Raw genomic sequence first — 22541 nt, 5'->3', positions numbered from 1 at the left:
GAGTGCGTGACCTCGACGTATGCAGACCAAGATCAATTCGACCTCCACCCGGTGCTGGACAGCCGGCTGCTGCGTGACGTGATCCATCCGTCCCGCGACCTGTGGACGCCGCGCGAGCTGCGCGATCTCACCTCGTTCGTGGCGAGCGAACTGACCACCGGGCTGCTCCAGATCCTCGACTACTCGACCGAACGCCGCTGGTGGGCGCGGCTGGGGCTGACCGAGGGCGTCGAGCTGTGGCTGCTGTCGTGGCTGCCGGGCCAGGGAACCGAGCCGCACGACCACGGCGGTTCGGCCGGGTCGTTCACCGTGCTGACCGGCAAGCTGCGCGAGGACTACCGCTACCCCGCCGGGCCGATCCGGTCCGCGGTGCGCGACACCGGCGACGCGCTGGGCTTCGGCTCCGGACGCGCACACCGGGTGCTGAACCCGTTCGAGGCGCCGGCCGCGACCGTGCACGCCTACTCGCCGCCGCTCGTGCCGACCCGCGAGTACGCGTCGCTGCACGACATCCCCGACTCGATCCCACCGCTGCCCGCACAGCGCCTGCCGCTGGCCGAACTGCGTCAGCTGGCCGACCTGGAGGGCCCGTGAGCAACCTCGACACCATCCTCGAAGACGCCCGGTCGCACCTCAAGCGGCTGGAACCGCACGAGGTGCTCGCGCTGGAGGACGTGCTCGTCGTCGACATCCGGCCCGCCCACAACCGGCTGGCCGAGGGCGAGATCGAGAACTCCGTCGTGGTCGAGCGGATCGTGCTGGAGTGGCGGCTCGACCCGGCCGGCGACTGGCGGCTGCCGGGCTTCACCGCCGACACGACCGTGGTCGTGGTGTGCAACGAGGGCTGGGCGTCGTCACTCGCGGCGCGGGACCTGCAACGGGTCGGCCTGCCCAACGCGACGGACCTCGTCGGCGGGTACCGCGGCTGGCGCGCGGCCGGACTGCCGATCCGCGAAGGTGGCTCGGAGCCCGTGGTCTGACCGTGGAACCGCTGCCACGCCGGTAACGTCTGGTGATCGTGACAGTTGTGCGCTGGGTCGTGACGGCATTGGTGGTGGCCGGGACGATCGCCTGGACCCTTCCGGAGTTCCACCTCGGCCTGGCCGGAGCACTGGTCGGCCTGATCGCGGGGATGACCGCGACCCAGGTGGGCCTGGCGCTCGGCGCCGTCCTGTTCGGACTCCGGATCACGCACGTGATCATCGGCGTCGGCGCCGAGCTCAAGTCGTGGACGTGGACGCACCAGCGGCTCGTCATCCGCCAGATCCCCGTGCTCGCGACCGTCGGGATCACCGGGCTGAAGCCGGGTGTGCGCCGGCGGACCGTCCTCACCGGAGCGTTCGCGATCGTCTTGTGCGCCGCGGTCGCGGCGCTGACGTGGCTCGCCACCGGCAGCGCGTTCGGCAAGGGCATGGCACTCGCCGCGACCGCCTGCTTCCTGTGGCAGCTCGTGCCGGTCGAGCGACCGGGCAACACGAGCCTGGGCTGGTTCGTGTTCTCGCTGCCGAAGCTCTCCGGACGGCCGCTCGGGGAGCTGGAGGCACGGCCCGGAGTGCTGGCCGGCATGGACGCCTACCAGCGCGGTGACCTCGACGAGGCCGAGCGGATCTACGCCGAGCTGGTGCGGGAGCACCCCGACCTGCTCACCGTCGTCGGGCTCAAGGTCGTGACGTCGTGCGCCCGCGAGCGGTACCTCGAAGCGCTGCAGACGGTGATCGGGCTGACCGGCCGCGAGGATCTGAGCACGCGCGACCTGGCGTTCGTCATGGCCACCACCGCGGGGGTCGCCGTGCTGGCGGTCGAGTCGGGGCAGTTCCCCGCGGAGGTGGGGCTGGAGACCGCGCGCAGCATGTTCGGCAACGCCTACGAGGCCGGATATCCGAAGCAGCGCGCGAACGGGACGCTGGCGATCATGGCGTTGATCGAGGGCGACACCGCGAAGGCCAGGCAGCTCGCGGGCTACTCGGCCGAGTCGAGCGAGAACGCGCAGGGACGTGCCGACGACCTGATCACCATCGCACGGGCGTGGATGGAGGACGGCGACAACGCGAAGGCACGCGAATTCGTGACTGAGGCGCACGAGCTCGCGGGCTGGAGCCCGCGGGTGGCGGCGACCCGTGCCCGCCTGGAAATCAGCTGACTTCCGGTTTGCTCAGCGGATACCGCCATTGCGCACAACACGGAACATTCACTGCAAAGGGCCCGTCACCGAGAACGGTGACGGGCCCTTTGCACCCCGCGGACAAATCAGCTGTTCTGCACCGGCAGCGGCAGGCCGGGCAGCGTGGGCAGGCCGCCGGGAGGCGCCGGCAGGCCGCATTTGCTCAGCAGGTCGCTGACGGTCTTGAGCAACGTCGTCAACAGGCCGGTGAGTTTGCCGACGTCAGGCAGAGCGCCACTGGCGGCTCCGAGGACCGTGCCACCGAGGCCCGCGATGGACGAGATCAGGTTCAGCACGACCGGCAGGCACTGGTCGACCGGTCCTGTGTACTCGGCGGCCTTTGTCGGTAGTGGTACGCCCGGCACGCTCACCGGGGGTGTGGGCAGACAGCCGGCGCTCTGCAGCGCGGTCACCAGGCCGAGCAGGTCACCGATCAACGGTGTCACGGCGCCCACGTTGGGCAGGGGCAGGAGACTGCTGACGGTCTTCGTGAGCTTTCCGGCGAGGTCGGTGACGAGACCGGCGCAGGCGGCTGGGAGTTCTGGCGCGGCGGGCGACGCACTGGCAGCCGGGATGGTCGAGGCGGTGAACAATGCTGCGACGAGCGAGAGTGCGGTAATCGTCTTCTTCACGGCTACCTTCTTCCTCAAAGCGCAATTCATTTGGAGCCGCCCCGAGAAAGCTTTCAGCGAATTCTCGTGCGGTTCATTCCATGCCAAGGAGCGTAAGCCCGCATCCAGGCCACTACCAGCGGAGATCGTGAATTCACCCACTCGAAAAATGGGTCATTCGTTTGAGCGAAGGGGTGTGAGGGGTACAGGCCTGGCTCATGTCACGAGCAGTGAACAGGCAACAAGGAAGACGAACACATCAGGGCATCCAGCCCGCCGTTTTCAGGCGGGCCGGATGCCCTGTGTCAATGCCGTGAAGCGATCAACCAGCCAGAACGACCCTGCCGAGTTCCGCGGAGGTCGCCAGCAGGCCGTGGCGTGGCAGCACGCGCACGGTGTAGCCGAGCGCTCCGGCGTGCGGCAGCGGCACCTCGGCCTCGTAGTTGCCGTTGCCCGCGTAGTTCATGGGCGCGGACACGATGTCCTTGAGCTCGTCGGAGTCGTGCGACACCTTGCCCAGCACGACCTGGACGTCCACTTCGGACGGTTCCAGCCCGGCCAGTTCGACCCGCGCCCGCACGATGACCGGCGCTCCGAGCACCGGCACGGAGGAGCCGCTGATCACCAGGTCGCTGTCGAGCACCCGCACCCGCGTCCACGACGCGCGCAGCCGGTGCCGGTACGCGGAGAGCTCCTTGGCGCCCCGGTAGCCCTCGCCGACGACGTTCTGCGCGGACGCGGCGGCCGGTGCGTAGTAGGTCTCCACGTACTCGCGGACCATGCGCGAGGCCTGCACCACCGGGCCGAGCGAGGCCAGCGTGTGCCGGACCATCGACATCCAGCGGGTCGGCACGCCGTCCTCGCCCCGGTCGTAGAACAGCGGCGCGACCTGCGAGCCGAGCAGGTCGTACAGCGCGTTGGCCTCCAGGTCGTCCCGGCGGACCGGGTCGTTGACGCCGTCCGCGGTCGGGATGGCCCAGCCGTTCGAGCCGTCGTACAGCTCGTCCCACCAGCCGTCGCGGATGGACAGGTTGAGGCCGCCGTTCAACGCCGCCTTCATGCCGGACGTACCGCACGCTTCGAGGGGGCGCATCGGGTTGTTCAGCCACACGTCGCAGCCCCAGTACAGGTACCGGGCCATGGACATGTCGTAGTCCGGCAGGAACACGATCCGGTGCCGCACGCCCGCCTCGTCGGCGTAGCGCACGATCTGCTGGATCAGCGCCTTGCCGCCGTCATCGGCCGGGTGCGACTTGCCCGCCACGACGAGCTGCACGGGCCGTTCGGGGTGCAGCAGCAGCGAACGCAGCCGCTCCGGGTCGCGCAGCATCAGCGTGAGGCGCTTGTACGTCGGCACGCGTCGTGCGAAGCCCACGGTCAGCACGTCGGGATCGAAGACCGAGTCGGTCCAGCCCAGCTCCAGTGCCGACGCGCCGCGCTGCAGCCACGACTCGCGCACCCGGCGGCGCACCTCGTCGACGAGCCGGCCGCGCAGCGTCGACCGCAGCTCCCACAGCCCGGCGTCGGTGACCGGCTCGAACGCGCCGATGCCGAGGCCGTTGCTCGTCTGGTTGTCCGCTTCGGACGCTCCGAGCAGCTTGCTCATCTCGGTCGCGGCCCACGTCGGCCCGTGCACGCCGTTGGTGACCGAGCCGATCGGCACCTCGGTGGTGTCGAAGCCCGGCCAGAGGCCGCGGAACATGTCCCGGCTGACCTCACCGTGCAGTTTGGACACCCCGTTCGCCCGCTGGGCGAGCCGCAGGCCCATGTGCGCCATGTTGAACATGCCGGGGTTCTCCTCGGCGCCCAGCGCGAGGATGCGCTGGGTGTTCACGCCGGGAACCAGGTTCTCGGCGCCGAAGTAGTGCTGGACCAGGTCGACCGGGAAGCGGTCGATGCCGGCGGGCACCGGCGTGTGCGTCGTGAACACCGCACCCGCGCGCGAAGCCGTCAACGCCTGGTCGAAGTCGAGACCGTCGTTGGTGATGTACTCGCGGATCCGCTCGAGGCCGAGGAACCCGGCGTGGCCCTCGTTGGTGTGGAAGACCTCGGGCTGCGCGTGACCGGTGAGCTCGCAGAACGTGCGCACGGCGCGCACGCCACCGATGCCGGCGAGGATCTCCTGGCGGATCCGGTGGTTCTGGTCGCCGCCGTAGAGCCGGTCGGTGACGCCGCGCAGGTCCTCGTCGTTCTGCTCCACGTCCGAGTCGAGCAGGAGCAGCGGGATGCGTCCGACCTGCGCCTTCCAGATCTTCGCGCGCAGCATCCGGTCGCCCGGCATGGCCACGTGCACCAGCAACGGCAGCCCGGACGGCTCGGTCAGCAGCTCCAGCGGCAGTCCGCGCGGGTCGAGCGTCGGGTAGTGCTCGATCTGCCAGCCGTCGAGCGACAGCGACTGCCGGAAGTACCCGGACCGGTAGAGCAGACCCACGGCGATCAGCGGAACGCCCAGGTCAGAGGCTGCCTTCAGGTGGTCGCCGGCGAGGATGCCGAGACCGCCCGAGTAGTTCGGCAGCGCCTCGTGCACGCCGAACTCCATCGAGAAGTACGCGACGCTCGTGGGCAGCGGTGTGTCTGGTGCCCCGTGCTCGCGGCGCTGGGCGATCTCGTCCTGCCTGCGCTGGTACCAGCGCGGGCCCTGGACGTACCGCTCCAGGTCGCTCGCGAGCGCGTGGAGCTTGAGCAGGAACTGCTCGTCTCTGGCCAGCGACTCCAGCTTTCCCGCGTCGACGACGGAGAGCAGACGCAACGGGTCGCCACCGACCTCGGACCAGACGCGGGGGTCGATCGAGGCGAAGAGGTCCTGCGTGGGCGGGTGCCACGTCCAGCGCAGGTTGGTGGCGAGCGTGCTCAGCGCGGACAGGGGCTCCGGCAGGCTGGCTCGGACGGTGAACCGGCGAAGTGCTCGCATGACGAGCGAACTTACCTGCCACCCCTGAGTGCCTGACAACGTTCCCGGTCAGACCTGCAACGACTTGCAGAACCGGTCAAGACGGGGAGGGGCCGTGAGCAGCGGATACTTCGATCGCCGATCAACCCCGCTGCTCGTCCGTGATCAGCGGCTTGTCGCCCTTGCCCGAGATCTTGAGCGTGTGTTCCTCGGCCGTCGCCTTGTTGGTGTCCTTCTCGGTCAGCTCCAGCAGCGTCGTGACGGTGAACGTGCCGTCCTCGTTCGCGTTCACCAGCGGTCCCTCCTTGATCGCGATCTTGGAGTACTGACCCCAGAACTCCTTCTCCTCGGCCGCGCCGGGCGCCTGGCCGGGGTCCCAGTCACCGCGGGCGGCGTCGACGTTCGCCGGCAGCTTCGCGTAGTGCTGCTTCACGAAGGTGGTGATCTGGGGGACGGTGAACTTGGTGGCGGGCGGCTTCGACGACGGCGGCTGGCTCGGCTTGGTCTGTGACGGCGTCTGCTTCTCGGTCGTCTTGGCCGGCGGGTTGGTGGTCGGCTTGTAGGTGGGCTCCGGGGTTTCCGACGTGGTCACCGGCGTCGAACTGGGGCCACCCGCGGTCGACTTGTCCCCGAGGTTCGAGATGATCGCGTAGGCGACGCCGGAGATCAGGAGCACGCCGAGGATCGCGGCCGCGACCGCGAGGCCCCGGTTGCTCTTCTTCGGTTCGAGCTCGGGCTCGTAGTCGTCGTAGGTCGCGGGCAACGGCGCGGGCGGGCGGGTGCGCGGCGCCTGCGGGGGCATCGTGCGCGGTGGGCCCTGCATCGTGCCCGGACCCGCGGCGCCCATCACGGCGGTGCCGGTCGGCGGCGTCATCGGGCGCGGCGGGATCACGCGGGTGACGGGGACCGGGGCGCCGGACGCGATCGCCTTCAGCTCCTCGGCGGCCTGGGCGGCGGTGGGGCGCTGCGACGGCTCGTTCGCGAGGAGCCGGGTCAGCAGGCCGGTGAGCGGGCCCGAGCGCGTCGGCGGGCGGGTCTCGCCTCGCGCGACCTTGTAGAGCAGGCCCAGGTCGTTCGTGCTCTTGCCGAACGGCGGCTCGCCCTCGGTCATCGCGTAGATCGTCGCGCCGAGCGAGAACACGTCCGAGGGCGGTGCGGGCTCGGCACCGCGGGCCAGTTCCGGCGCCAGGTACGCGGGGGTGCCCGCGAGCATGCCGGTCTTGGTGACGGCCACATCGCCCAAAGCGCGCGAAATGCCGAAGTCGGTGATCTTGACCGTGCCGTCGCGTCCAATGAGGACGTTGCCGGGCTTGATGTCGCGGTGCACGATGCCCGCGCTGTGCGCGGCGGCCAGCGCGCCGGCGGCCAGCGAACCGATCCGCGCCGCCTCCTGCGCAGGCATCGGGCCGCGTTCCAGCACCGAGGAGAGGTTGCGGGACGGCAAATACTCCATGACAAGACAGGGCTTGCCGTCCTCGACCACGACGTCGTACACGGCGATCGCGTTCGGGTGCTGCAACCGGGCGGCGATGCGGCCTTCGCGCATGGCGCGCTGCACGGCCTCGTGGAACTCGTTCGACTCGACGTCGTTCAGAAGCAGCTGCTTGACCGCCACGTCACGGTGCAGGAACTCGTCGCGTGCTCGCCACACGACACCCATCGCACCGGCGCCGAGCTGATCGAGCAGGACGTAGCGGCCTCCAAGCTTGTTCACGCGCGCACGGTACCTGTAGCGCACCCTTAACACGGTGAGTTGTACGGGAAGTGTCCAATGAGAAAGACGCCAAGCGCCGGGAACGTGGCCGAGAGACCCTGGACACGATCAACGTTTGAGGTGTGCGATCGACAGTGGCGGGGTACGGATCTAGATGGGGTAACCCGCTGTCAGACGGCTTGATCGAGCAAGGCAGGATTTGACGCATCAACGCGAAGCGACACGGCGGAAGGGCGCTGCCGATGAGCGGACGGCTCGGTATCGACGACGTATCCCCGGCGGTGTCGGCTGGCAGGTATCCAGCCAAAGCCGTTGTGGGAGAACACATTCCGGTTGCAGCCACGGTGTGGCGCGAGGGACACGACAAACTCGCGGCCACAGTCAGCTGGCGCGGACCGAACGACCGAGTCGCTCGTCAGACGCGCATGCACGAGGTCGGAATCGGCCTCGACCGCTGGGGCGCGACAGTGGTTCCGGACGCCGAAGGCGCCTGGACGTTCCGGATCGATGCGTGGAGTGACCCCTGGGGCACCTGGAACCACGCCGTTGAGGTGAAGATCGCGGCAGGACAGGGCCCAGGCGATCTCGCAAACGATCTTGAAATCGGTGCGGGCCTACTCGATCGGGTGGCAAGGCGACCCGATAGGCGTCAAGAGCGAGCACTGCTCACGTCCGCGGCGGCGGCGTTGCGGGACGAGAACCGGCCGCTCGCCGAACGCGTCGCGCCGGCCTTCGCGGCCGACGTGCAGAAGGTGATGTTCGAGCACCCCGTGCGCGAGCTGATCACCAAGGGCAAGACGTACAAGATCTGGTGCGACCGCAAGAAGGCCGCCTACGGCTCCTGGTACGAGTTCTTCCCGCGCAGCACCGGCGGGATCGACGAGACCGGCCAGGCGGTGCACGGCACGTTCGCCACGGCCACCAAGGAGCTCGACCGGGTCGCGGCGATGGGCTTCGACGTCGTCTACTTCCCGCCGATCCACCCGATCGGCCGGGTCAACCGCAAGGGCCCCAACAACACGCTCGTCGCGACTCCCGAGGACACGGGATCACCGTGGGCCATCGGCGCGGACGAGGGCGGGCACGACGCGATCCACCCGCAGCTCGGCACGATCGAGGACTTCGACGCGCTCGTCGAACGCGCCAGGGAACTGGGCCTCGAGGTGGCGCTCGACTTCGCACTGCAGTGCGCGCCCGACCACCCGTGGGTGCTCAAGCACCCGGAGTGGTTCACGACGCAGCCCGACGGCACGATCGCGTACGCCGAGAACCCGCCCAAGAAGTACCAGGACATCTACCCGATCAACTTCGACCTCGACCCGCAGGGCCTCTACCACGAGGTGCTGCGCGTTGTCCTGTACTGGGCCGAGCACGGGGTGCGGATCTTCCGGGTCGACAACCCCCACACCAAGCCGCCGGACTTCTGGCAGTGGCTGATCTGGAAGGTGAAGGAGGTCTACCCGGACACGCTGTTCCTGGCGGAGGCCTTCACCCGGCCGGCTCGCCTCTACGGCCTGGCCAAGCTCGGCTTCACCCAGTCCTACACGTACTTCACGTGGCGGACGAGCAAGCAGGAGCTGATCGAGTTCGGGGAGGACGTCCGCGACCACTGGGACGAGGCGCGGCCGAACCTCTTCGTGAACACGCCGGACATCCTGCACGAGTCGCTGCAGCACGGCGGCCCGGCGATGTTCGGGCTGCGCGCGGCGCTCGCGGCCACGCTCTCCCCCACGTGGGGCGTGTACAGCGGCTACGAGCTGTTCGAGCACGAGGCCGTGAAGCCTGGCAGCGAGGAGTACCTCAACTCCGAGAAGTACCAGTTGCGGCCCCGAGACTACGCCCGTGCACTGGCGGACGGACGTAGTCTCGAACCGTGGCTGCGCAAGCTCAACCACATCCGCAAGGCGCATCCCGCGCTCCAGCAGATGCGCACGCTGAAGTTCCAGAGCATCGAGAACGACGCGTTGGTCGCCTACTCCAAGCGTGACCCGGAAACGGGCGACACGGTCGTCGTCGTAGTCAGCCTCGACCCGCACAACACGCAGGAGGGGACGTTGTACCTCGACCTGCCCGACCTCGGGTTCGACTGGCACGAGCGGGTGATCGCGCACGACGAGGTCACCGGCGAGACGTGGGACTGGGGACAGGCCAACTACGTCCGCCTCGAGCCGTGGCGTGCCACCGCGCACGTCGTGAGCTTGCAGCGCCGTTTCAGCTGATCAACCCGCACAACCCCCGACGAGGTGGGAACCATGGCCGACGACTCCCGTCCCGACGCTGCGCTCGGGCTGGAAGGAACACCGCACACCGGAGAAGCCATCGACGGCGACGGCTTCCTGGTCGAACCTCAGGCTGAGGACTTCAAGTCGGCGAAACCGGCATCCGCCAACCCGGACTGGTTCAAGGGCGCTGTCTTCTACGAGGTGCTGGTCCGCGCCTTCAGCGACTCCAACGGCGACGGCACGGGCGACCTCCGTGGTCTCGCCTCGCGCCTCGACTACCTGGAGTGGCTCGGCGTCGACTGCCTCTGGCTGCCGCCGTTCTACGCGTCGCCGCTGCGCGACGGCGGGTACGACATCAGCGACTTCCGCGCGGTGCTGCCGGAGTTCGGCACCGTCGAGGACTTCGTGTACCTGCTGGAGGAGGCGCACCGGCGCGGGATCCGCGTGATCACAGACCTGGTGCTCAACCACACCTCCGACGCGCACCCGTGGTTCCAGGAGTCGCGGCAGAACCCGGACGGCCCGTACGGCGACTACTACGTGTGGAGCGACGACGACTCGCGCTACAGCGACGCGCGGATCATCTTCGTCGACACGGAGACGTCGAACTGGACCTACGACCCGGTGCGCGGGCAGTTCTTCTGGCACCGCTTCTTCAGCCACCAGCCGGACCTCAACTACGAGAACCCGGAAGTGCAGGAGGCGATGCTCGACATCCTGCGGTTCTGGCTCGACCTCGGCATCGACGGGTTCCGCCTCGACGCCGTGCCGTACCTCTTCGAAGAGGAGGGCACGATCTGCGAGAACCTGCCGCGCACCCACGAGTTCCTGAAGAAGTGCCGCAAGGTCGTCGACGACGAGTTCCCCGGCCGGGTGCTGCTCGCCGAGGCGAACCAGTGGCCGTCGGACGTGGTCGAGTACTTCGGTGACCCCGCGGTCGGCGGCGACGAGTGCCACATGGCGTTCCACTTCCCGCTGATGCCGCGGATCTTCATGGCGGTGCGGCGCGAGTCGCGGTTCCCGATCTCGGAGATCCTCGCTCAGACGCCGTCGATCCCCGAGAACGCCCAGTGGGGCATCTTCCTGCGCAACCACGACGAGCTCACGCTCGAGATGGTCAGCGACGAAGAACGCGACTACATGTACTCGGAGTACGCCAAGGACCCGCGGATGAAGGCGAACATCGGCATCCGCCGCCGCCTCGCACCACTGCTGGAGAACGACCGCAACCAGCACGAGCTGTTCACCGCGCTGCTGCTGTCGCTGCCCGGATCGCCCGTTCTGTACTACGGCGACGAGATCGGCATGGGCGACAACATCTGGCTGCAGGACCGGGACGCGGTGCGCACGCCGATGCAGTGGACCCCGGACCGCAACGCGGGCTTCTCGAGCTGCGACCCCGGCCGGATCTACCTGCCGGTGATCATGGACCCGGTCTACGGCTACCAGGGCCTGAACGTCGAGGCACAGCTCAACAGCTCGACGTCACTGCTCAACTGGACCCGGCACATGATCGAGGTGCGCAAGCAGCACCACGCGTTCGCCGAGGGCGACTTCACCGAGCTCGGCGGCTCGAACCCGAGCGTGCTCGCCTACAAGCGGCAGTGGAAGCGCCCGGACGGCCGCGAGGACATCGTGCTCTGCGTGAACAACCTGTCGCGCTTCCCGCAACCCGTCGAGCTGGACCTCTCCGAGCACCGCGACTACGCGCCGATGGAGCTCACCGGAGGTGTCAAATTCCCCGCGATCGGGGAACTCCCCTACCTGTTGACCCTTCCGGGTCACGGTTTCTACTGGTTCCAGCTGGTAGAGGCGGGCGACGACAGCGAGATGAGGTGAATCGCGCGTGACCGATCCCCACGAACTGGTCGAGAAGCTGGCCGCCTCGCTACCCGATCTGCTCCCGGCCGCCAGGTGGTTCGGCGGCAAGGACAGGCCGATCACGGCCGTCCGTCCACTGAGGACGACGGTCGTGGACGGCGACCTGGTGCACGTGGTCTTCGAGGTCGAACAGCCAGGACGCACCGAGAACTACCAGGGCGCGCTGAGCCTGAGCACCGGCGCCTGGGACGTCCTGCTCGACCCGGAGCACAACGGCGTGCTGCTCGACCGGATCGCGTCCGGGTACACCGTCGACGGCATCACGTTCGCGCACGAGCCCGGCACCGAACTGCGGTCGGGCCTGCGCGGGCGGCCGATCGGCGTCGAGCAGTCCAACACGTCGCTGATCTACGGCCAGCAGTACATCCTGAAGATCTTCCGCAAGCTCGCGAACGGCGAGAACCGCGACCTGACGATGCACCGCGCGTTGCGGTCCGTCGGCTGCGAGCACATCGCGCTGCCACTGGGCTCGATCTCCACCACCCTGAACGACCAGCAGATCACGCTCGCGATGCTGCAGGAGTTCCTGCCGGACGCGGTCGAGGGCTGGGACATGGCCAAGACCTCGGTGCGCGACCTGATGGCCGAGGCCGACCTGCACGCGTTCGAGGTCGGCGGCGACTTCGCGGGCGAGGCGCAACGCCTCGGCCACGCCGTCGCGAAGGTGCACGCCGATCTCGCCGAGGCACTGGGCACGCGGATCGCCGACGAGGACGCGATCGACCGCGCCATCGAGGGCATGCAACGGCGCCTGGGCGTCGTGCTGGAAGCGGTGCCGGAACTGGGCCGCCACGAGGCGCCGTTGCGCGCCGCGTTCGAGGAGGCGCGCCGGCACATCGGCGCGATCGGAATCCAGCACATCCACGGCGACCTGCACCTCGGCCAGGTGCTGCGGACCGTGCACGGCTGGCTGCTGATCGACTTCGAGGGTGAGCCCGCGGCGAAGGTCGAGGACCGCCTCGCGCTGCGGTCGCCGTTGCGCGACGTGGCGGGGATGCTGAGGTCGTTCGACTACGCGGCCAGGCAGCTGCTCATCGGCCAGCCCGACGACGACCAGCTCGCCTACCGCGCGATGGAGTGGACGAAGCGCAACCGGGCGGCGTTCTGCGACGGCTACGCCGAGGTGGCGGACGACCCGCGGGACCACGCGCACCTGCTGCGCGCTTTCGAGCTGGACAAGGCGGTCTACGAGGTCGCTTACGAGCACGCCAACAGGCCGGAGTGGTTGACGGTTCCGCTGTCGTCGATCGCCCGGATGACTTCTGGAGGAGAGTAGTCGTGAAGGCCGACCTGGACCGACTCCTGTCAGGTGCGCACCACGACCCGCACTCGGTGCTGGGTGTGCACACCGTCGGCGACCAGGTGATCGCGCGGGCGCTGCGCCCAGGCGCGACGTCGGTCGCCATCTCGTGGGGTGACAAGCAGGTCGAGCTGCCACGGATCGCCGACGCGCTGTTCGAGGGCGAGCTGCCCGAAGCGCCCGGCGACTACCGGCTGCTGGTGTCCTACGGCGACCACACGGTCGAGGTCGACGACCCGTACCGGTGGCTGCCGACCGTCGGTGAGCTCGACCTGCACCTCATCGGCGAGGGCCGGCACGAACGGCTCTGGGACGTGCTCGGCGCACACGTTCGTTGCTACGAAACGATTGCCGGTGACGTCACCGGTGTCTCGTTCGCGGTGTGGGCTCCGAACGCGCGTGGCGTGCGCGTGACCGGTGACTTCGACAGCTGGGACGGCCGCGCGAACCCGTTGCGCTCCATGGGTTCCAGCGGTGTGTGGGAAGTCTTCCTGCCGAACGTCGTGGTGGGCTCGCGGTACAAGTTCCGCATCCTCGGCCAGGACGGCGTCTGGCACGAGAAGGCCGATCCGATGGCGTTCGCCACGGAGGTCCCGCCGCAGACGGCCTCGGTCGTCACGCGGTCCGGGTACCAGTGGGGCGACGCGGAGTGGGAAGCGCGCCGCGAGGCCACGAACTGGACGAACGCGCCGATGTCGATCTACGAGGTGCACCTCGGTTCGTGGAAACCGGGTCTCGGCTACCGGGAGCTGGCCGCGGAACTCGCGGACTACTGCGAGGACATGGGCTTCACGCACGTCGAGATGCTGCCGGTGTCCGAGCACCCGTTCGGCGGCTCGTGGGGCTACCAGGTCACCTCGTACTACGCGCCGACCTCGCGGTTCGGCTCGCCGGACGACTTCCGGTACTTCGTCGACGCGCTGCACCAGCGCGGCATCGGCGTGCTCGTCGACTGGGTGCCGGCGCACTTCCCGAAGGACGCCTGGGCGCTCGCGAAGTTCGACGGCACGCCGCTGTACGAGCACGCCGACCCGCGCCGCGGTGAGCAGCTCGACTGGGGTACGTACGTCTTCGACTTCGGGCGCAACGAGGTCCGGAACTTCCTGGTGGCGAACGCGCTGTACTGGATCGAGGAGTTCCACCTCGACGGTCTGCGCGTGGACGCCGTCGCATCGATGCTCTACCTCGACTACTCGCGTCCGGCGGACCAGTGGCTGCCCAACGAGTTCGGTGGCCGGGAGAACCTCGACGCGGTCCGGTTCCTGCAGGAGCTGAACGCGACGGTCTACAAGCGGCACCCCGGCGTGGTCATGATCGCCGAGGAGTCGACGGCGTGGCCGGGCGTCACGCGGCCGACGCACCTGGGCGGGCTCGGGTTCGGCTTCAAGTGGAACATGGGGTGGATGCACGACACGCTGCACTACCTGTCGCGTGAGCCGGTGCACCGCTCGTTCCACCACAACGAGATGACGTTCTCGCTGGTGTACGCGTGGAGCGAGAACTTCGTGCTGCCGCTCTCGCACGACGAGGTGGTGCACGGCAAGGGCTCGCTGTGGACCCGGATGCCGGGCGACGACTGGAACAAGGCCGCCGGCGTGCGGTCGCTGCTGGCGTTCATGTGGGCGCATCCGGGCAAGCAGCTGCTGTTCATGGGCGGTGAGTTCGGGCAGCGGCAGGAGTGGTCGGAGTCGCGGTCGCTCGACTGGCACCTCGTCGAGCAGGAGCCGCTGCACCAGGGCATCCAGGCGCTGACGCGCGACCTGAACTCGGTGTACAAGACCGCAGCGGCGTTGTTCTCGCACGACGTCACGCCGGAGGGGTTCCAGTGGATCGACGCCAACGACTCGGGCGGCAACGTCCTGTCGTTCCTGCGGGTCGGTGAGGACGGCTCGACGCTCGCCTGCGTGGCGAACTTCTCCGGGTCGCCGCACCACGACTACCGCGTCGGCCTGCCGTCCTCCGGACGCTGGAAGGAGCTCGTGAACACCGACGCCACGCACTACGGCGGTTCGGGCGTGGGCAACCTCGGCGGCGTCGAGGCCGAGGCCAGGCCGTGGCACGGGCGGCCGTACTCAGCGATCCTGCAGCTGCCGCCCTCCGGGGTGCTGTGGCTGGTCCCCGACCCGGCGGCCGAGATCGAGACTCTCTGAGACGTCCGGCAGCGCTCCGTTCCAGTAGAGCGCACCGGACACCTGCGCGGGACCGGAGCCCGCGCAGGTGCGGACGACCTGCTCCTGGTCTTTCAGGTCGAACGGCGGGAAGTCCGCGCAGCCGGTGACTGTGAGCTTCAGGCCGGTCAGCGGCTCGCTTCCGGTGTTGGTGACGGTGATCTTCAGGGTGTCCTGCCCGGCTTCGAGGGCGACGTCGTAGGCGGACACCCTGAGGAACACGCAGTCCCAGTGGATCTCCGTGGTCGTGGTGGCGAAGAACTCGACGGTGGCGGCGTCACGCGGTGCGACCATGCCGTAACTGTTCTGGCGCTTCGTCTCGCGGGCCGGCCGGAGAGCGTAGGTCCGTCCGGTCTGGACGCCGGCGCCGTCGAGGAACCGCAGTCCGGTCGCCGTCGCGGGTCCGGGTGCCCGGCTACCTGCCCAGACCGACAGGTCGTAGACACCTCCCGGCACCACGTCCAGCGCCGAGCGGGCGGTACCGGGCCCGATGACCACGCCGGCCCGCGGGTCCGGCGCGATGCCCCCGAGGCAACCGGGCATGGTCGGATCGGCCCCCGTGGGAGGGCCCAGAAGGAGCAACAGGGCGCACAACACCTCGCGCACGAATGGAAATGTAAGTCGATCGGGCGACTCCAGCGCGGTGAACCTGATCAGTCCGCCGCACGTTGCCCCTTGTATGCGCCTGACTTGGACGACTAGGACGCCCCGGGAGCCGGCCGGCAGGCACAATGGTTCCATGCGGCACCGGAGCATCGCGCTGATCGTCGTCACCGCCCTGCTTGCCGCAGGGTGCACAGCCCAGATCCCAGGGACGCCCCGTGCCGCCAAGGTGGTGAAGAAGGAAGCGTCCACCACCACCGTCCAGGTGCGCGGCTCGGACAACGGCCCGATCGACAAGCTGGCCGCCACCGCGCTCACGGACATCGAGGAGTTCTGGACCGAGTCGTTCCAGACGACCTTCAACAAGCCGTGGAAGCCGCTGGGCGGCGGTTACTTCTCGGTCGACACGGCCGACGCCACCGCGAAGCCGCCACCGTGCACGCAGAAGGCCGCGGACGTGGAGGGCAACGCGTTCTACTGCCCGGCCGCCGACGCGATCGCCTGGGACCGCGCGTCCCTGCTGCCGGTGCTGCAGGACCGCTTCGGCGAGGCCGCCGTGGTCGTCGTCCTCGCGCACGAGATCGGCCACGCCGTGCAGAACCGCATGGGCATCACGCCCGAGGCCGAACGCCGCGAGCCGGAGAGGTACCCGACGATCCTCACCGAGGCCCAGGCCGACTGCTTCGCCGGCGCGTTCGTGCGCAACGTGACGGACGGCAAGTCGCAACGCCTGGACATCAACGCGGACGCCCTGGACAAAGCCCTCGGCGCGCTGATCACGTTCCGCGACCCGGTCGGCACCTCCCCGGAGGACGAGCAGGCGCACGGCAGCGCGTTCGACCGCGTGGCGGCCTTCCAGGACGGCTACGAGCAGGGCACGAAGTTCTGCGGGGCGATGACGGTCCAGAACCGCCAGTTCACGCAGCGCGCGTTCACCAGCGTCAAGGACCGCGCGAACGGCGGCAACCTGCCGTTCGACGACATGCTCGAAGCCGTCACGCCCGACCTGGACGGCTTCTTCAAGAACCTCGCCACGACCGCCGGCAAGACCTGGCCGTCGCCGCGCGCCGAGGCCTCCCAGACCGAGCCGACCTGCTCCGGCGACCAGGGCCCCGTCGCGTACTGCCCGGCGGACAAGACCATCAAGATCGACACCAAGGACGAGCTGCCGGCGCTGCACAGGGAGTTCGGCGACTACGCGACGGGCACGCTGATCGCGACCAGGTACGCGATGGCCGAGCTCGCCGTGCTGGGCAAGCCGACCGAGGGCGAGGGCGCCTCCGCGGCGGCGTTGTGCCTGGCCGGCGCGTACACGGGCGAGGTGTTCAAGCGGCAGGACGGGTTCGGGCTCTCGCCGGGTGACTTCGACGAGGCCGTGACGGTGCTGCTGCAGTTCGACTACGCGGCCCGTGACACCAAGGGCTCGAACCCCGTGGATCCCGGGTTCGAGCGGGTGGCGAAGTTCCGCGAAGGTGTGTTCGAGGGCGCGAAGAAGTGCGGCGTCTGACGACTTGTCCACGTTCGCGGACGTTGCCGCCGTTCTGGATCAGGTCGTTCGGAAGGTCGAAGACTCGATCGCGAGGCTGATGCAGGCGTCCGCGCTCGCTGACGAGTGCCGATCCCACGTCGCGGAGACGACGTCCGGAACCGCAGAAGAGGCTGAGGCCGATGCCGTCGTCGCATCGTTCAACGCAGTCGGGCACGGCGCGCAGGCACTGATCAGCGAGGCCAAGACCGCGCTGGAAGGTGTCGCCCGGGTCCGCGCGACGTTCGAGTCCGAGACGAAGCCGGGGCTTACAACCCCTGTGCCACCGCCAGCAGAGCCGATGTCGCCGCGTGAGCAACCGTGGGTCATGCGGTCGCGAGCGCAACTGCCCGCTTATCAGACCAGTGGCATGTACCGGGACCCTGACGGACACAGCGACATCGTTCAAAGTGGGCGCGAACCCGATGGCGAGCATGACCGCATCAACGATCACCTGGTTCGACTGGGCATCGGCCGCCCAGGAGCGAGCCTCGAGGCTTCGAAACACGTCGAGGTCAAAGTTCGGCTGGCGCATGCGGCTGGGTGGTGTGAAGCACGCGGAGTTGGTGGTCAACAACGAACTTTGCAACGGAGCGCTGTCCTGCGCTCAGTTGCTCCCTTTCGTGCTTGGCCCTGGCCAGACGCTGACCGTGCACGATCCGGTACGTTCGCGGGTGTTCCGCGGAAAGGATGTGCGGTGAGTTACACGCTGGACATTTGGTACTACCACGGCGAGAACCGCGCCGACGAGCCTGAGGCCGTCCGTACCGCGTCAGAGCTCGATCGGGTGCTGGCCTACCTGGTGGACCACGCGCAACCTCATCCCACTCAGATCGCCGCACGTGAGCTGCCGAGGTTCGGCGTCCTGGAGATCCCTGACCGCATGTTCAAGTTGGATGTCGACAAGGGGTTCGCGGCGCTGCACTACGTGGGGCCAGACCCCGACGGAGGAACCGACCAGTTCGGCTTCTGGGTGACGCAAGCCGTCGAGCCGACCGATGACGCGCCGACGCTGTACGTCGACAAGGACAACAAGACGGAGTTCCCGCGTGACTCGGTGATCCTGCTGGAACAGGTGCGAGACGCGTTGCTGGAGTTCCAGCGGACCGGCTCCCGCCCCACCTGTGTGCGGTGGCAGGTCACGGACGCGACCTACTGAGGACAAGCGGAAGCCCGCACCGGCTCGAGGCCTGGTGCGGGCTTCAGCGTCTGGCGGCCGGAGCCTGGTCGGACACCACGGAGATCCGCGCGCCCGGGATCTTCAGCGTTCCGCCGATCAGGTCCGTGTTGCGCACCGTGACCTCGGTGAAGGTCACGAACGGCACGTTCAGCGGCGGTGGGTGTGCCGCCGTGTAGTCCACCGGGATCTTGATCCCGAGGATGTCCAGGTTGCCCTTGAGCTGCACCGTGTACAGCTCGATCCGGCCAGGCGAGACCGTGGACGTGCTGCCCGGCCGTGCCGCCGTCACCAGCTTGAAGCCCGGCGAGATCTCGGCGGTCTGCACCAGGTCCTTGATCTTCATGTCCGCAGCGGTGAACTTCAGGACCTCGACGACCTGCCCGTTCAGCAGCGCGTCGACGATCCCGACGAAGTTGAGGCCGCCCAGGTCGAGCCTGGACGCCGTCAGGGTCCACTCCCGTCCTCCCGCCGCCACCGGTGCAGGGGCCGGTGGCGGTGGTGCCGGCGTCGAGGGCTCCGTGCTGGGCGGCGGGGTCGGCACGGTGGACGACACCGGCGGCGGGGTGGCACTGGTGCTCGACGCGGGTGGTGGCTCCGACGTGGTGCTGGTCGGGGCCGGTGAGCTGCTGCCGGGGCTGGAGGACGGCGGCGGCTCGGTGCTCGACGGCGGCTGCAGCGCCAGCACCGCGACCATCGCGACGGCGGCCAGCGGCTGTGTTCGCATCATGTGGGGTGAACCCTCTGGGTCGGCTCCGGCTCTGGTTCCACGTCCTCACGCCGCGCCTTCTCCGCCCCCTTCGCCTCCTTCGGCTTCTTGGGCTCGTCCGTCCACGCGACGGCGAGCGCGCCGCCGAGCAGACTCAGGATGGTGCCGACCAGGAAGCCGCCGAGGTTGGTCACGACGAGCGCGACCAGTGACAGCAGCACCGTGACGAGGCCGGACGCCAGCCGGAACTTGGGTTGCAGCCACAACGCGGCCGCGCAGATCGCCAGCAACGCGCCGATCAGCAGCGCGGAGACGCCGCCGATCGTCTTGATCGAGATGACCATGTCGCCGAGCTTCACGCCGACGAACGGCGGGAACAGGATGATGAGTGCGCCTCCGGCCACGAACAGGCCGGCCCCGAAGGGCCGGCCACGTCGCCACGCGGTGAAGCCGCGCCAGATCGTCAGAAGCACTCTTGCTTCCCCTGGCGAATGGTCAGGTTCATGCCCTTGAACCTGATGGTCTGGGCCGTGGTGGCCCAGGCGGTCTGCTGCAGCGACGTGATGTTGGCCGTGTCGGCCTGCAGACCGAACGACCCCGGCAGGCCCCTGAGGTTCTCCGGTCCCTTCGTCACCTTGTTCGCGTCGATGCCGATCTCGGGGTTGCCGAGGACGAGGTCACCGTTGAGGTCCGTGAGGTTGACCACCAGGTTGTCGGCCGACATGCCGCCCACGCTGTCCGCGGTGATGCGCATCGTCACGTCACCGACGATCGGCATGCCGGGCACGAACACCGACTGGCAGAACTTGTCGAGCCGAGCCGTCTTGAACCCGCTGACCGCGACGACGTGCACCTTGCCCGCACCCGCATCGACACCGCCGAACTGGACGAATCCCTGGCCCGTCAAGTTGTCGGCGGAGACCTTGAAATTGGTGCCGGACACCGCGAACGAGGCGGCCAGCGCTCCCTGGGACATGCCGAACAGGAGGGCACCGGCACCAACCGCACCGATGCCGAGCACCCCGACGAACCGTGCCCAGCGCGTTCTACCCATACCGCTGAACTCCTTCCACGCTGAAGGCTTGCGGAAGGGACTGTGCGCTCCCGAACATCAGCGGTACAACGGAAACGAGTCCGCGCAGTCTTGAAATCACCCCGAGGGGTGAGGAGTTTTCACGTTTGGCCGAAGGTACGTGCCGAATGGCCGCCGAACGCGCTTAGTAGGGTCTGACCTCATGGGATTCGGACGAATCGCCGTCGCGCTGGCCGTGACCGCAACCTTGACCGCGTGCGCTTCCGTGGTCGACGGCGAACCGAAGGGCGAGCGCCCCGACCCCACGAAGGTCGCGGGCCTGGAGATCTCCAACGGCCCGTCCGGCCCCAAGAAGGGCGTGCCGGACGCGGACCTGAGCGTGGAGAACGGCGACGGCGGCGACATGGACCGCCTGGCCATCAACACCCTCGCCGACGTGCAGGAGTTCTGGAAGGCCGAGTTCCCCGCCTCGTTCGCGGGCAAGACGTTCGAACCGGTGAAGCGCTTCATCTCCTACGACTCCAACGGCAAGGGCGTCGAGGTCTGCAAGCTCAACACCACCGGCATCGCGAACGCGTTCTACTGCGCCCTCGACGACAGCATCACCTGGGACCGCGGCGAACTGCTGCCGATGCTCAAGGACTCCTTCGGCCCGATGGCCGTCGTCACCGTCCTGGCCCACGAGATGGGCCACGCCGTCCAGTACAAGCTCGGCCCGGCCTCGAACATCGGCGCCAACACGCCGTCGATCGTCAAGGAGCAGCAGGCCGACTGCTACACCGGCGTCTTCATGCGCTGGATCGCCGAGAACAAGTCGAAGCACTTCGAGCTCTCCACCGGCGAGGGCCTCAACCAGGTCCTGCAGACGATGTTCTTCATCCGCGACAGCGCCGGCACGTCCTTCGAGAAGCAGGGCGCCCACGGCAGCGCGTTCGACCGCGTCTCCGCCTTCCAGTTCGGCTTCACCCGAGGCGCCGCCCGCTGCGCCGAGATCAACGAGGCCGAGATCTCCAAGCGCATCACCGAGCGCCCGTTCGACCTCTCCGACACCGACCAGGGCCAGGGCCGCGGCAACGCCCAGGTGAACGAGGACAAGTACCTCAGGGCCCTGGAGGAGTCACTGCGCGACGCCTACAAGTCGAGCGGCGCGGCCTTCCCCGCCTTCGACAAGGCAGGCATCAAATCCTGCGCCAACGCCCAGACCACCTCCCCCGCCTCCTACTGCCCGGCACTCAACCAGCTCCAGCTGGACCTCCCGCAGCTGGTGAAGATCGGCACACCCCCGAAGAAGGGCGCGAAGGGCGGCATCGGCGACTTCGCCGCGTTCGCCGTCATCGCCTCCCGCTTCTCCCTCTCCATCCAGCACGCGACGGGCTTCAAACTGGACGACGACGCCGCGGGCCAGCGCACCGCCTGCCTGACAGGAGCCTGGGCGGGCCTCACCAACCGCCCCAACGCGGCAGCGGGCCTGCGCCTCTCCCCAGGAGACCTGGACGAGGCAGTGGCAGAACTCCTGGCAGACGACAGCCTCATCGCGGCAGACGTCAACGGCAAGGCGGTCCCCTCGGGCTTCGCCCGCGTGGAAGCGTTCGGCGACGGCTTCTTCCGAGGCCTCTCGTTCTGCGTGAAGAAGTATTCGATTTGACCCTTTAATCGACCAACGTCGATACTTGCCTCATGCTAACCGACGAAGCCACGACCTACGCCTCCTGGTTCGCGACGCTCTCCGACCCGACCCGAGTCCGCCTGCTGAACCACGTGGCCTCGTCCCCGACCCCGGTCACCGTAGGAGAACTCACCACCCTGCTGGGCGTGAGCCAGTCCACCTGCTCACACCACGTCCGCAAACTGGCAGAGGTCGGCTTCCTCCACATCCAGCGCGAGGGCACAACAACCCTCGTCACAGTCAATCCAGCCTGCTGCACGGGCCTCCCGCACGCGGCAGACGCGGTGATGGGCGCCCTCTCCTCATCAGGCACGATGACCCCGGCCCAGGGCGTGACCATCCGCACCATGACGGCCGCAGACTGGCCAGACGTCCGCCGCATCTACGGCGAAGGCATAGCCTCGGGCAACGCCACGTTCGAAACCGAAGTCCCGTCCCGCAGAACGCTCGAATCCAAGTGGCTGCCAGACCACCGCTGGATAGCCGTGGTGGACGGCAAGACCGCGGGCTGGGCAGCAGCCACCCCGGTCTCCGCCCGCGAGTGCTACGCCGGAGTGGTGGAGACCTCGATCTACGTGGCCGACGCCTCCCAGGGCAAGGGCGTGGGCAAAACCCTGCTGCACCACCAGGTCTCAGCCGCAGACGCAGACGACCTGTGGACCCTGCAAGCAGTCATCTTCCCGGAGAACCGAGCCAGCATCGCCCTGCACCACAAAGCAGGCTTCCGCACAGTGGGCCTACGCGAACGAATCGCAAAGCACCACGGCGAATGGCGAGACACCGTCCTTTTGGAACGCAGACGCCCCTAGCCCACTCAACCGCGAAGCCGAAGGCGAGCCGTCTTTCCATACGGGCCGGGCGGTGGGGTCCCGTCACGAGTC

Annotated in this window: 19 protein-coding genes; 12 read left to right on the top strand and 7 right to left on the bottom strand. The window is 68.5% G+C overall.

Annotation, left to right across the window (positions count from 1 at the left end):
* Window positions 1–6 precede the first annotated feature (6 nt).
* Genes SK571_RS41640 through SK571_RS41630 form a run of 3 tightly spaced genes read left to right on the top strand, consistent with a single transcriptional unit; the run spans window position 7 to window position 2140 of the window.
* Window positions 7–594: a cysteine dioxygenase gene (locus SK571_RS41640; RefSeq protein ID WP_319989636.1), complete on the top strand. Its 588-nt coding sequence runs from the start codon at window positions 7–9 to the stop codon at window positions 592–594.
* Entirely contained in the window at window positions 591–980 is a 390-nt protein-coding gene (locus SK571_RS41635) for a rhodanese-like domain-containing protein (RefSeq protein WP_319989635.1), read from the top strand. The genes SK571_RS41640 and SK571_RS41635 overlap by 4 nt, the downstream gene beginning before the upstream one ends.
* A gap of 32 nt (window positions 981–1012) precedes the next feature.
* Window positions 1013–2140 carry a tetratricopeptide repeat protein gene (locus SK571_RS41630; protein WP_319989634.1) on the top strand — a complete coding sequence of 376 codons (1128 nt, stop codon included), beginning with the start codon at window positions 1013–1015 and terminating at the stop codon, window positions 2138–2140.
* A 107-nt stretch (window positions 2141–2247) separates the two neighbouring features.
* Here SK571_RS41630 and SK571_RS41625 read toward each other — a convergent pair whose 3' ends face one another.
* From SK571_RS41625 to SK571_RS41615, 3 genes are all read right to left on the bottom strand, one after another.
* On the bottom strand, window positions 2248–2793 hold the full coding sequence (locus SK571_RS41625) for a hypothetical protein (RefSeq protein WP_319989633.1): 546 nt from the start codon (window positions 2791–2793) through the stop codon (window positions 2248–2250).
* Window positions 2794–3094: 301 nt separating this feature from the next.
* Window positions 3095–5683, bottom strand: coding sequence for an alpha-glucan family phosphorylase (glgP, locus tag SK571_RS41620; RefSeq protein ID WP_319989632.1), 2589 nt, complete (start codon window positions 5681–5683; stop codon window positions 3095–3097).
* 121 nt (window positions 5684–5804) lie between these two features.
* Entirely contained in the window at window positions 5805–7376 is a 1572-nt protein-coding gene (locus tag SK571_RS41615) for a serine/threonine-protein kinase (RefSeq protein ID WP_319989631.1), read from the bottom strand.
* A 242-nt stretch (window positions 7377–7618) separates the two neighbouring features.
* Between SK571_RS41615 and SK571_RS41610 the strand changes: the two genes are divergently transcribed.
* Genes SK571_RS41610 through glgB form a run of 4 tightly spaced genes read left to right on the top strand, consistent with a single transcriptional unit; the run spans window position 7619 to window position 14929 of the window.
* A complete protein-coding gene (locus SK571_RS41610; protein ID WP_319989630.1) occupies window positions 7619–9595 on the top strand; it encodes an alpha-1,4-glucan--maltose-1-phosphate maltosyltransferase in 1977 nt (658 codons plus the stop codon).
* 33 nt (window positions 9596–9628) lie between these two features.
* Entirely contained in the window at window positions 9629–11437 is a 1809-nt protein-coding gene (gene treS / locus SK571_RS41605) for a maltose alpha-D-glucosyltransferase (RefSeq protein WP_319989629.1), read from the top strand.
* Window positions 11438–11444: 7 nt separating this feature from the next.
* Window positions 11445–12755 (top strand): maltokinase N-terminal cap-like domain-containing protein, encoded by a 1311-nt coding sequence (locus SK571_RS41600; RefSeq protein ID WP_319989628.1) that lies wholly within the window; start codon window positions 11445–11447, stop codon window positions 12753–12755.
* Between the two features lie 2 nt (window positions 12756–12757).
* A complete protein-coding gene (glgB, locus tag SK571_RS41595; protein WP_319989627.1) occupies window positions 12758–14929 on the top strand; it encodes a 1,4-alpha-glucan branching protein GlgB in 2172 nt (723 codons plus the stop codon).
* Here the strand turns inward: glgB and SK571_RS41590 are convergent.
* Window positions 14852–15553, bottom strand: coding sequence for a DUF7850 domain-containing protein (locus SK571_RS41590; RefSeq protein ID WP_319989626.1), 702 nt, complete (start codon window positions 15551–15553; stop codon window positions 14852–14854). The two genes, glgB and SK571_RS41590, sit on opposite strands and share 78 nt — an antisense overlap.
* Window positions 15554–15686: 133 nt before the next feature.
* Between SK571_RS41590 and SK571_RS41585 the strand changes: the two genes are divergently transcribed.
* The 3 genes from SK571_RS41585 (at window position 15687) to SK571_RS41575 (ending at window position 18234) form a co-directional block, all read left to right on the top strand.
* The gene (locus SK571_RS41585; protein ID WP_319989625.1) at window positions 15687–17057 is read left to right on the top strand and encodes a neutral zinc metallopeptidase; all 1371 of its coding nucleotides are present in this window, start codon (window positions 15687–15689) and stop codon (window positions 17055–17057) included.
* Window positions 17058–17509: 452 nt separating this feature from the next.
* Window positions 17510–17776: a DddA-like double-stranded DNA deaminase toxin gene (locus SK571_RS41580; RefSeq protein WP_319989624.1), complete on the top strand. Its 267-nt coding sequence runs from the start codon at window positions 17510–17512 to the stop codon at window positions 17774–17776.
* Window positions 17773–18234 carry an Imm1 family immunity protein gene (locus SK571_RS41575; RefSeq protein WP_319989623.1) on the top strand — a complete coding sequence of 154 codons (462 nt, stop codon included), beginning with the start codon at window positions 17773–17775 and terminating at the stop codon, window positions 18232–18234. Before SK571_RS41580 ends, SK571_RS41575 begins: the two co-directional genes overlap by 4 nt.
* A 43-nt stretch (window positions 18235–18277) precedes the next feature.
* Here the strand turns inward: SK571_RS41575 and SK571_RS41570 are convergent, their stop codons facing one another.
* The 3 genes from SK571_RS41570 to SK571_RS41560 are packed head-to-tail and all read right to left on the bottom strand — an operon-like array spanning window position 18278 to window position 20015.
* Window positions 18278–18982, bottom strand: a complete 705-nt coding sequence (locus tag SK571_RS41570; protein ID WP_319989622.1) for a hypothetical protein — start codon at window positions 18980–18982, stop codon at window positions 18278–18280.
* On the bottom strand, window positions 18979–19434 hold the full coding sequence (locus tag SK571_RS41565; protein WP_319989621.1) for a DUF6114 domain-containing protein: 456 nt from the start codon (window positions 19432–19434) through the stop codon (window positions 18979–18981). Before SK571_RS41565 ends, SK571_RS41570 begins: the two co-directional genes overlap by 4 nt.
* Window positions 19425–20015: a DUF6230 family protein gene (locus tag SK571_RS41560; protein ID WP_319989620.1), complete on the bottom strand. Its 591-nt coding sequence runs from the start codon at window positions 20013–20015 to the stop codon at window positions 19425–19427. Before SK571_RS41560 ends, SK571_RS41565 begins: the two co-directional genes overlap by 10 nt.
* Before the next feature lie 181 nt (window positions 20016–20196).
* Here SK571_RS41560 and SK571_RS41555 point away from each other — a divergent pair, with 181 nt between their 5' ends.
* Both SK571_RS41555 and SK571_RS41550 read left to right on the top strand, forming a co-directional pair.
* Window positions 20197–21639, top strand: a complete 1443-nt coding sequence (locus tag SK571_RS41555; protein ID WP_319989619.1) for a neutral zinc metallopeptidase — start codon at window positions 20197–20199, stop codon at window positions 21637–21639.
* A 32-nt stretch (window positions 21640–21671) separates the two neighbouring features.
* Window positions 21672–22469 carry a helix-turn-helix domain-containing GNAT family N-acetyltransferase gene (locus SK571_RS41550; RefSeq protein WP_319989618.1) on the top strand — a complete coding sequence of 266 codons (798 nt, stop codon included), beginning with the start codon at window positions 21672–21674 and terminating at the stop codon, window positions 22467–22469.
* Window positions 22470–22541 lie beyond the last annotated feature (72 nt).

The organism is Lentzea kristufekii, from assembly GCF_033949925.1.
Taxonomy (GTDB): Bacteria; Actinomycetota; Actinomycetes; order Mycobacteriales; family Pseudonocardiaceae; genus Lentzea; species Lentzea kristufekii.
This window is presented reverse-complemented; position numbering and strand designations above follow the sequence as displayed.

Bases quoted from the DNA above. Each gene is read 5' to 3' on its own strand.
- glgP (WP_319989632.1), bottom strand. From the start codon at position 5,683: ATGCGAGCACTTCGCCGGTTCACCGTCCGAGCCAGCCTGCCGGAGCCC.
- SK571_RS41610 (WP_319989630.1), top strand. From the start codon at position 7,619: ATGAGCGGACGGCTCGGTATCGACGACGTATCCCCGGCGGTGTCGGCT.
- treS (WP_319989629.1), top strand. From the start codon at position 9,629: ATGGCCGACGACTCCCGTCCCGACGCTGCGCTCGGGCTGGAAGGAACA.
- SK571_RS41585 (WP_319989625.1), top strand. From the start codon at position 15,687: ATGCGGCACCGGAGCATCGCGCTGATCGTCGTCACCGCCCTGCTTGCC.
- SK571_RS41580 (WP_319989624.1), top strand. From the start codon at position 17,510: ATGACCGCATCAACGATCACCTGGTTCGACTGGGCATCGGCCGCCCAG.
- SK571_RS41570 (WP_319989622.1), bottom strand. From the start codon at position 18,982: ATGATGCGAACACAGCCGCTGGCCGCCGTCGCGATGGTCGCGGTGCTG.
- SK571_RS41560 (WP_319989620.1), bottom strand. From the start codon at position 20,015: ATGGGTAGAACGCGCTGGGCACGGTTCGTCGGGGTGCTCGGCATCGGT.
- SK571_RS41555 (WP_319989619.1), top strand. From the start codon at position 20,197: ATGGGATTCGGACGAATCGCCGTCGCGCTGGCCGTGACCGCAACCTTG.
- SK571_RS41550 (WP_319989618.1), top strand. From the start codon at position 21,672: ATGCTAACCGACGAAGCCACGACCTACGCCTCCTGGTTCGCGACGCTC.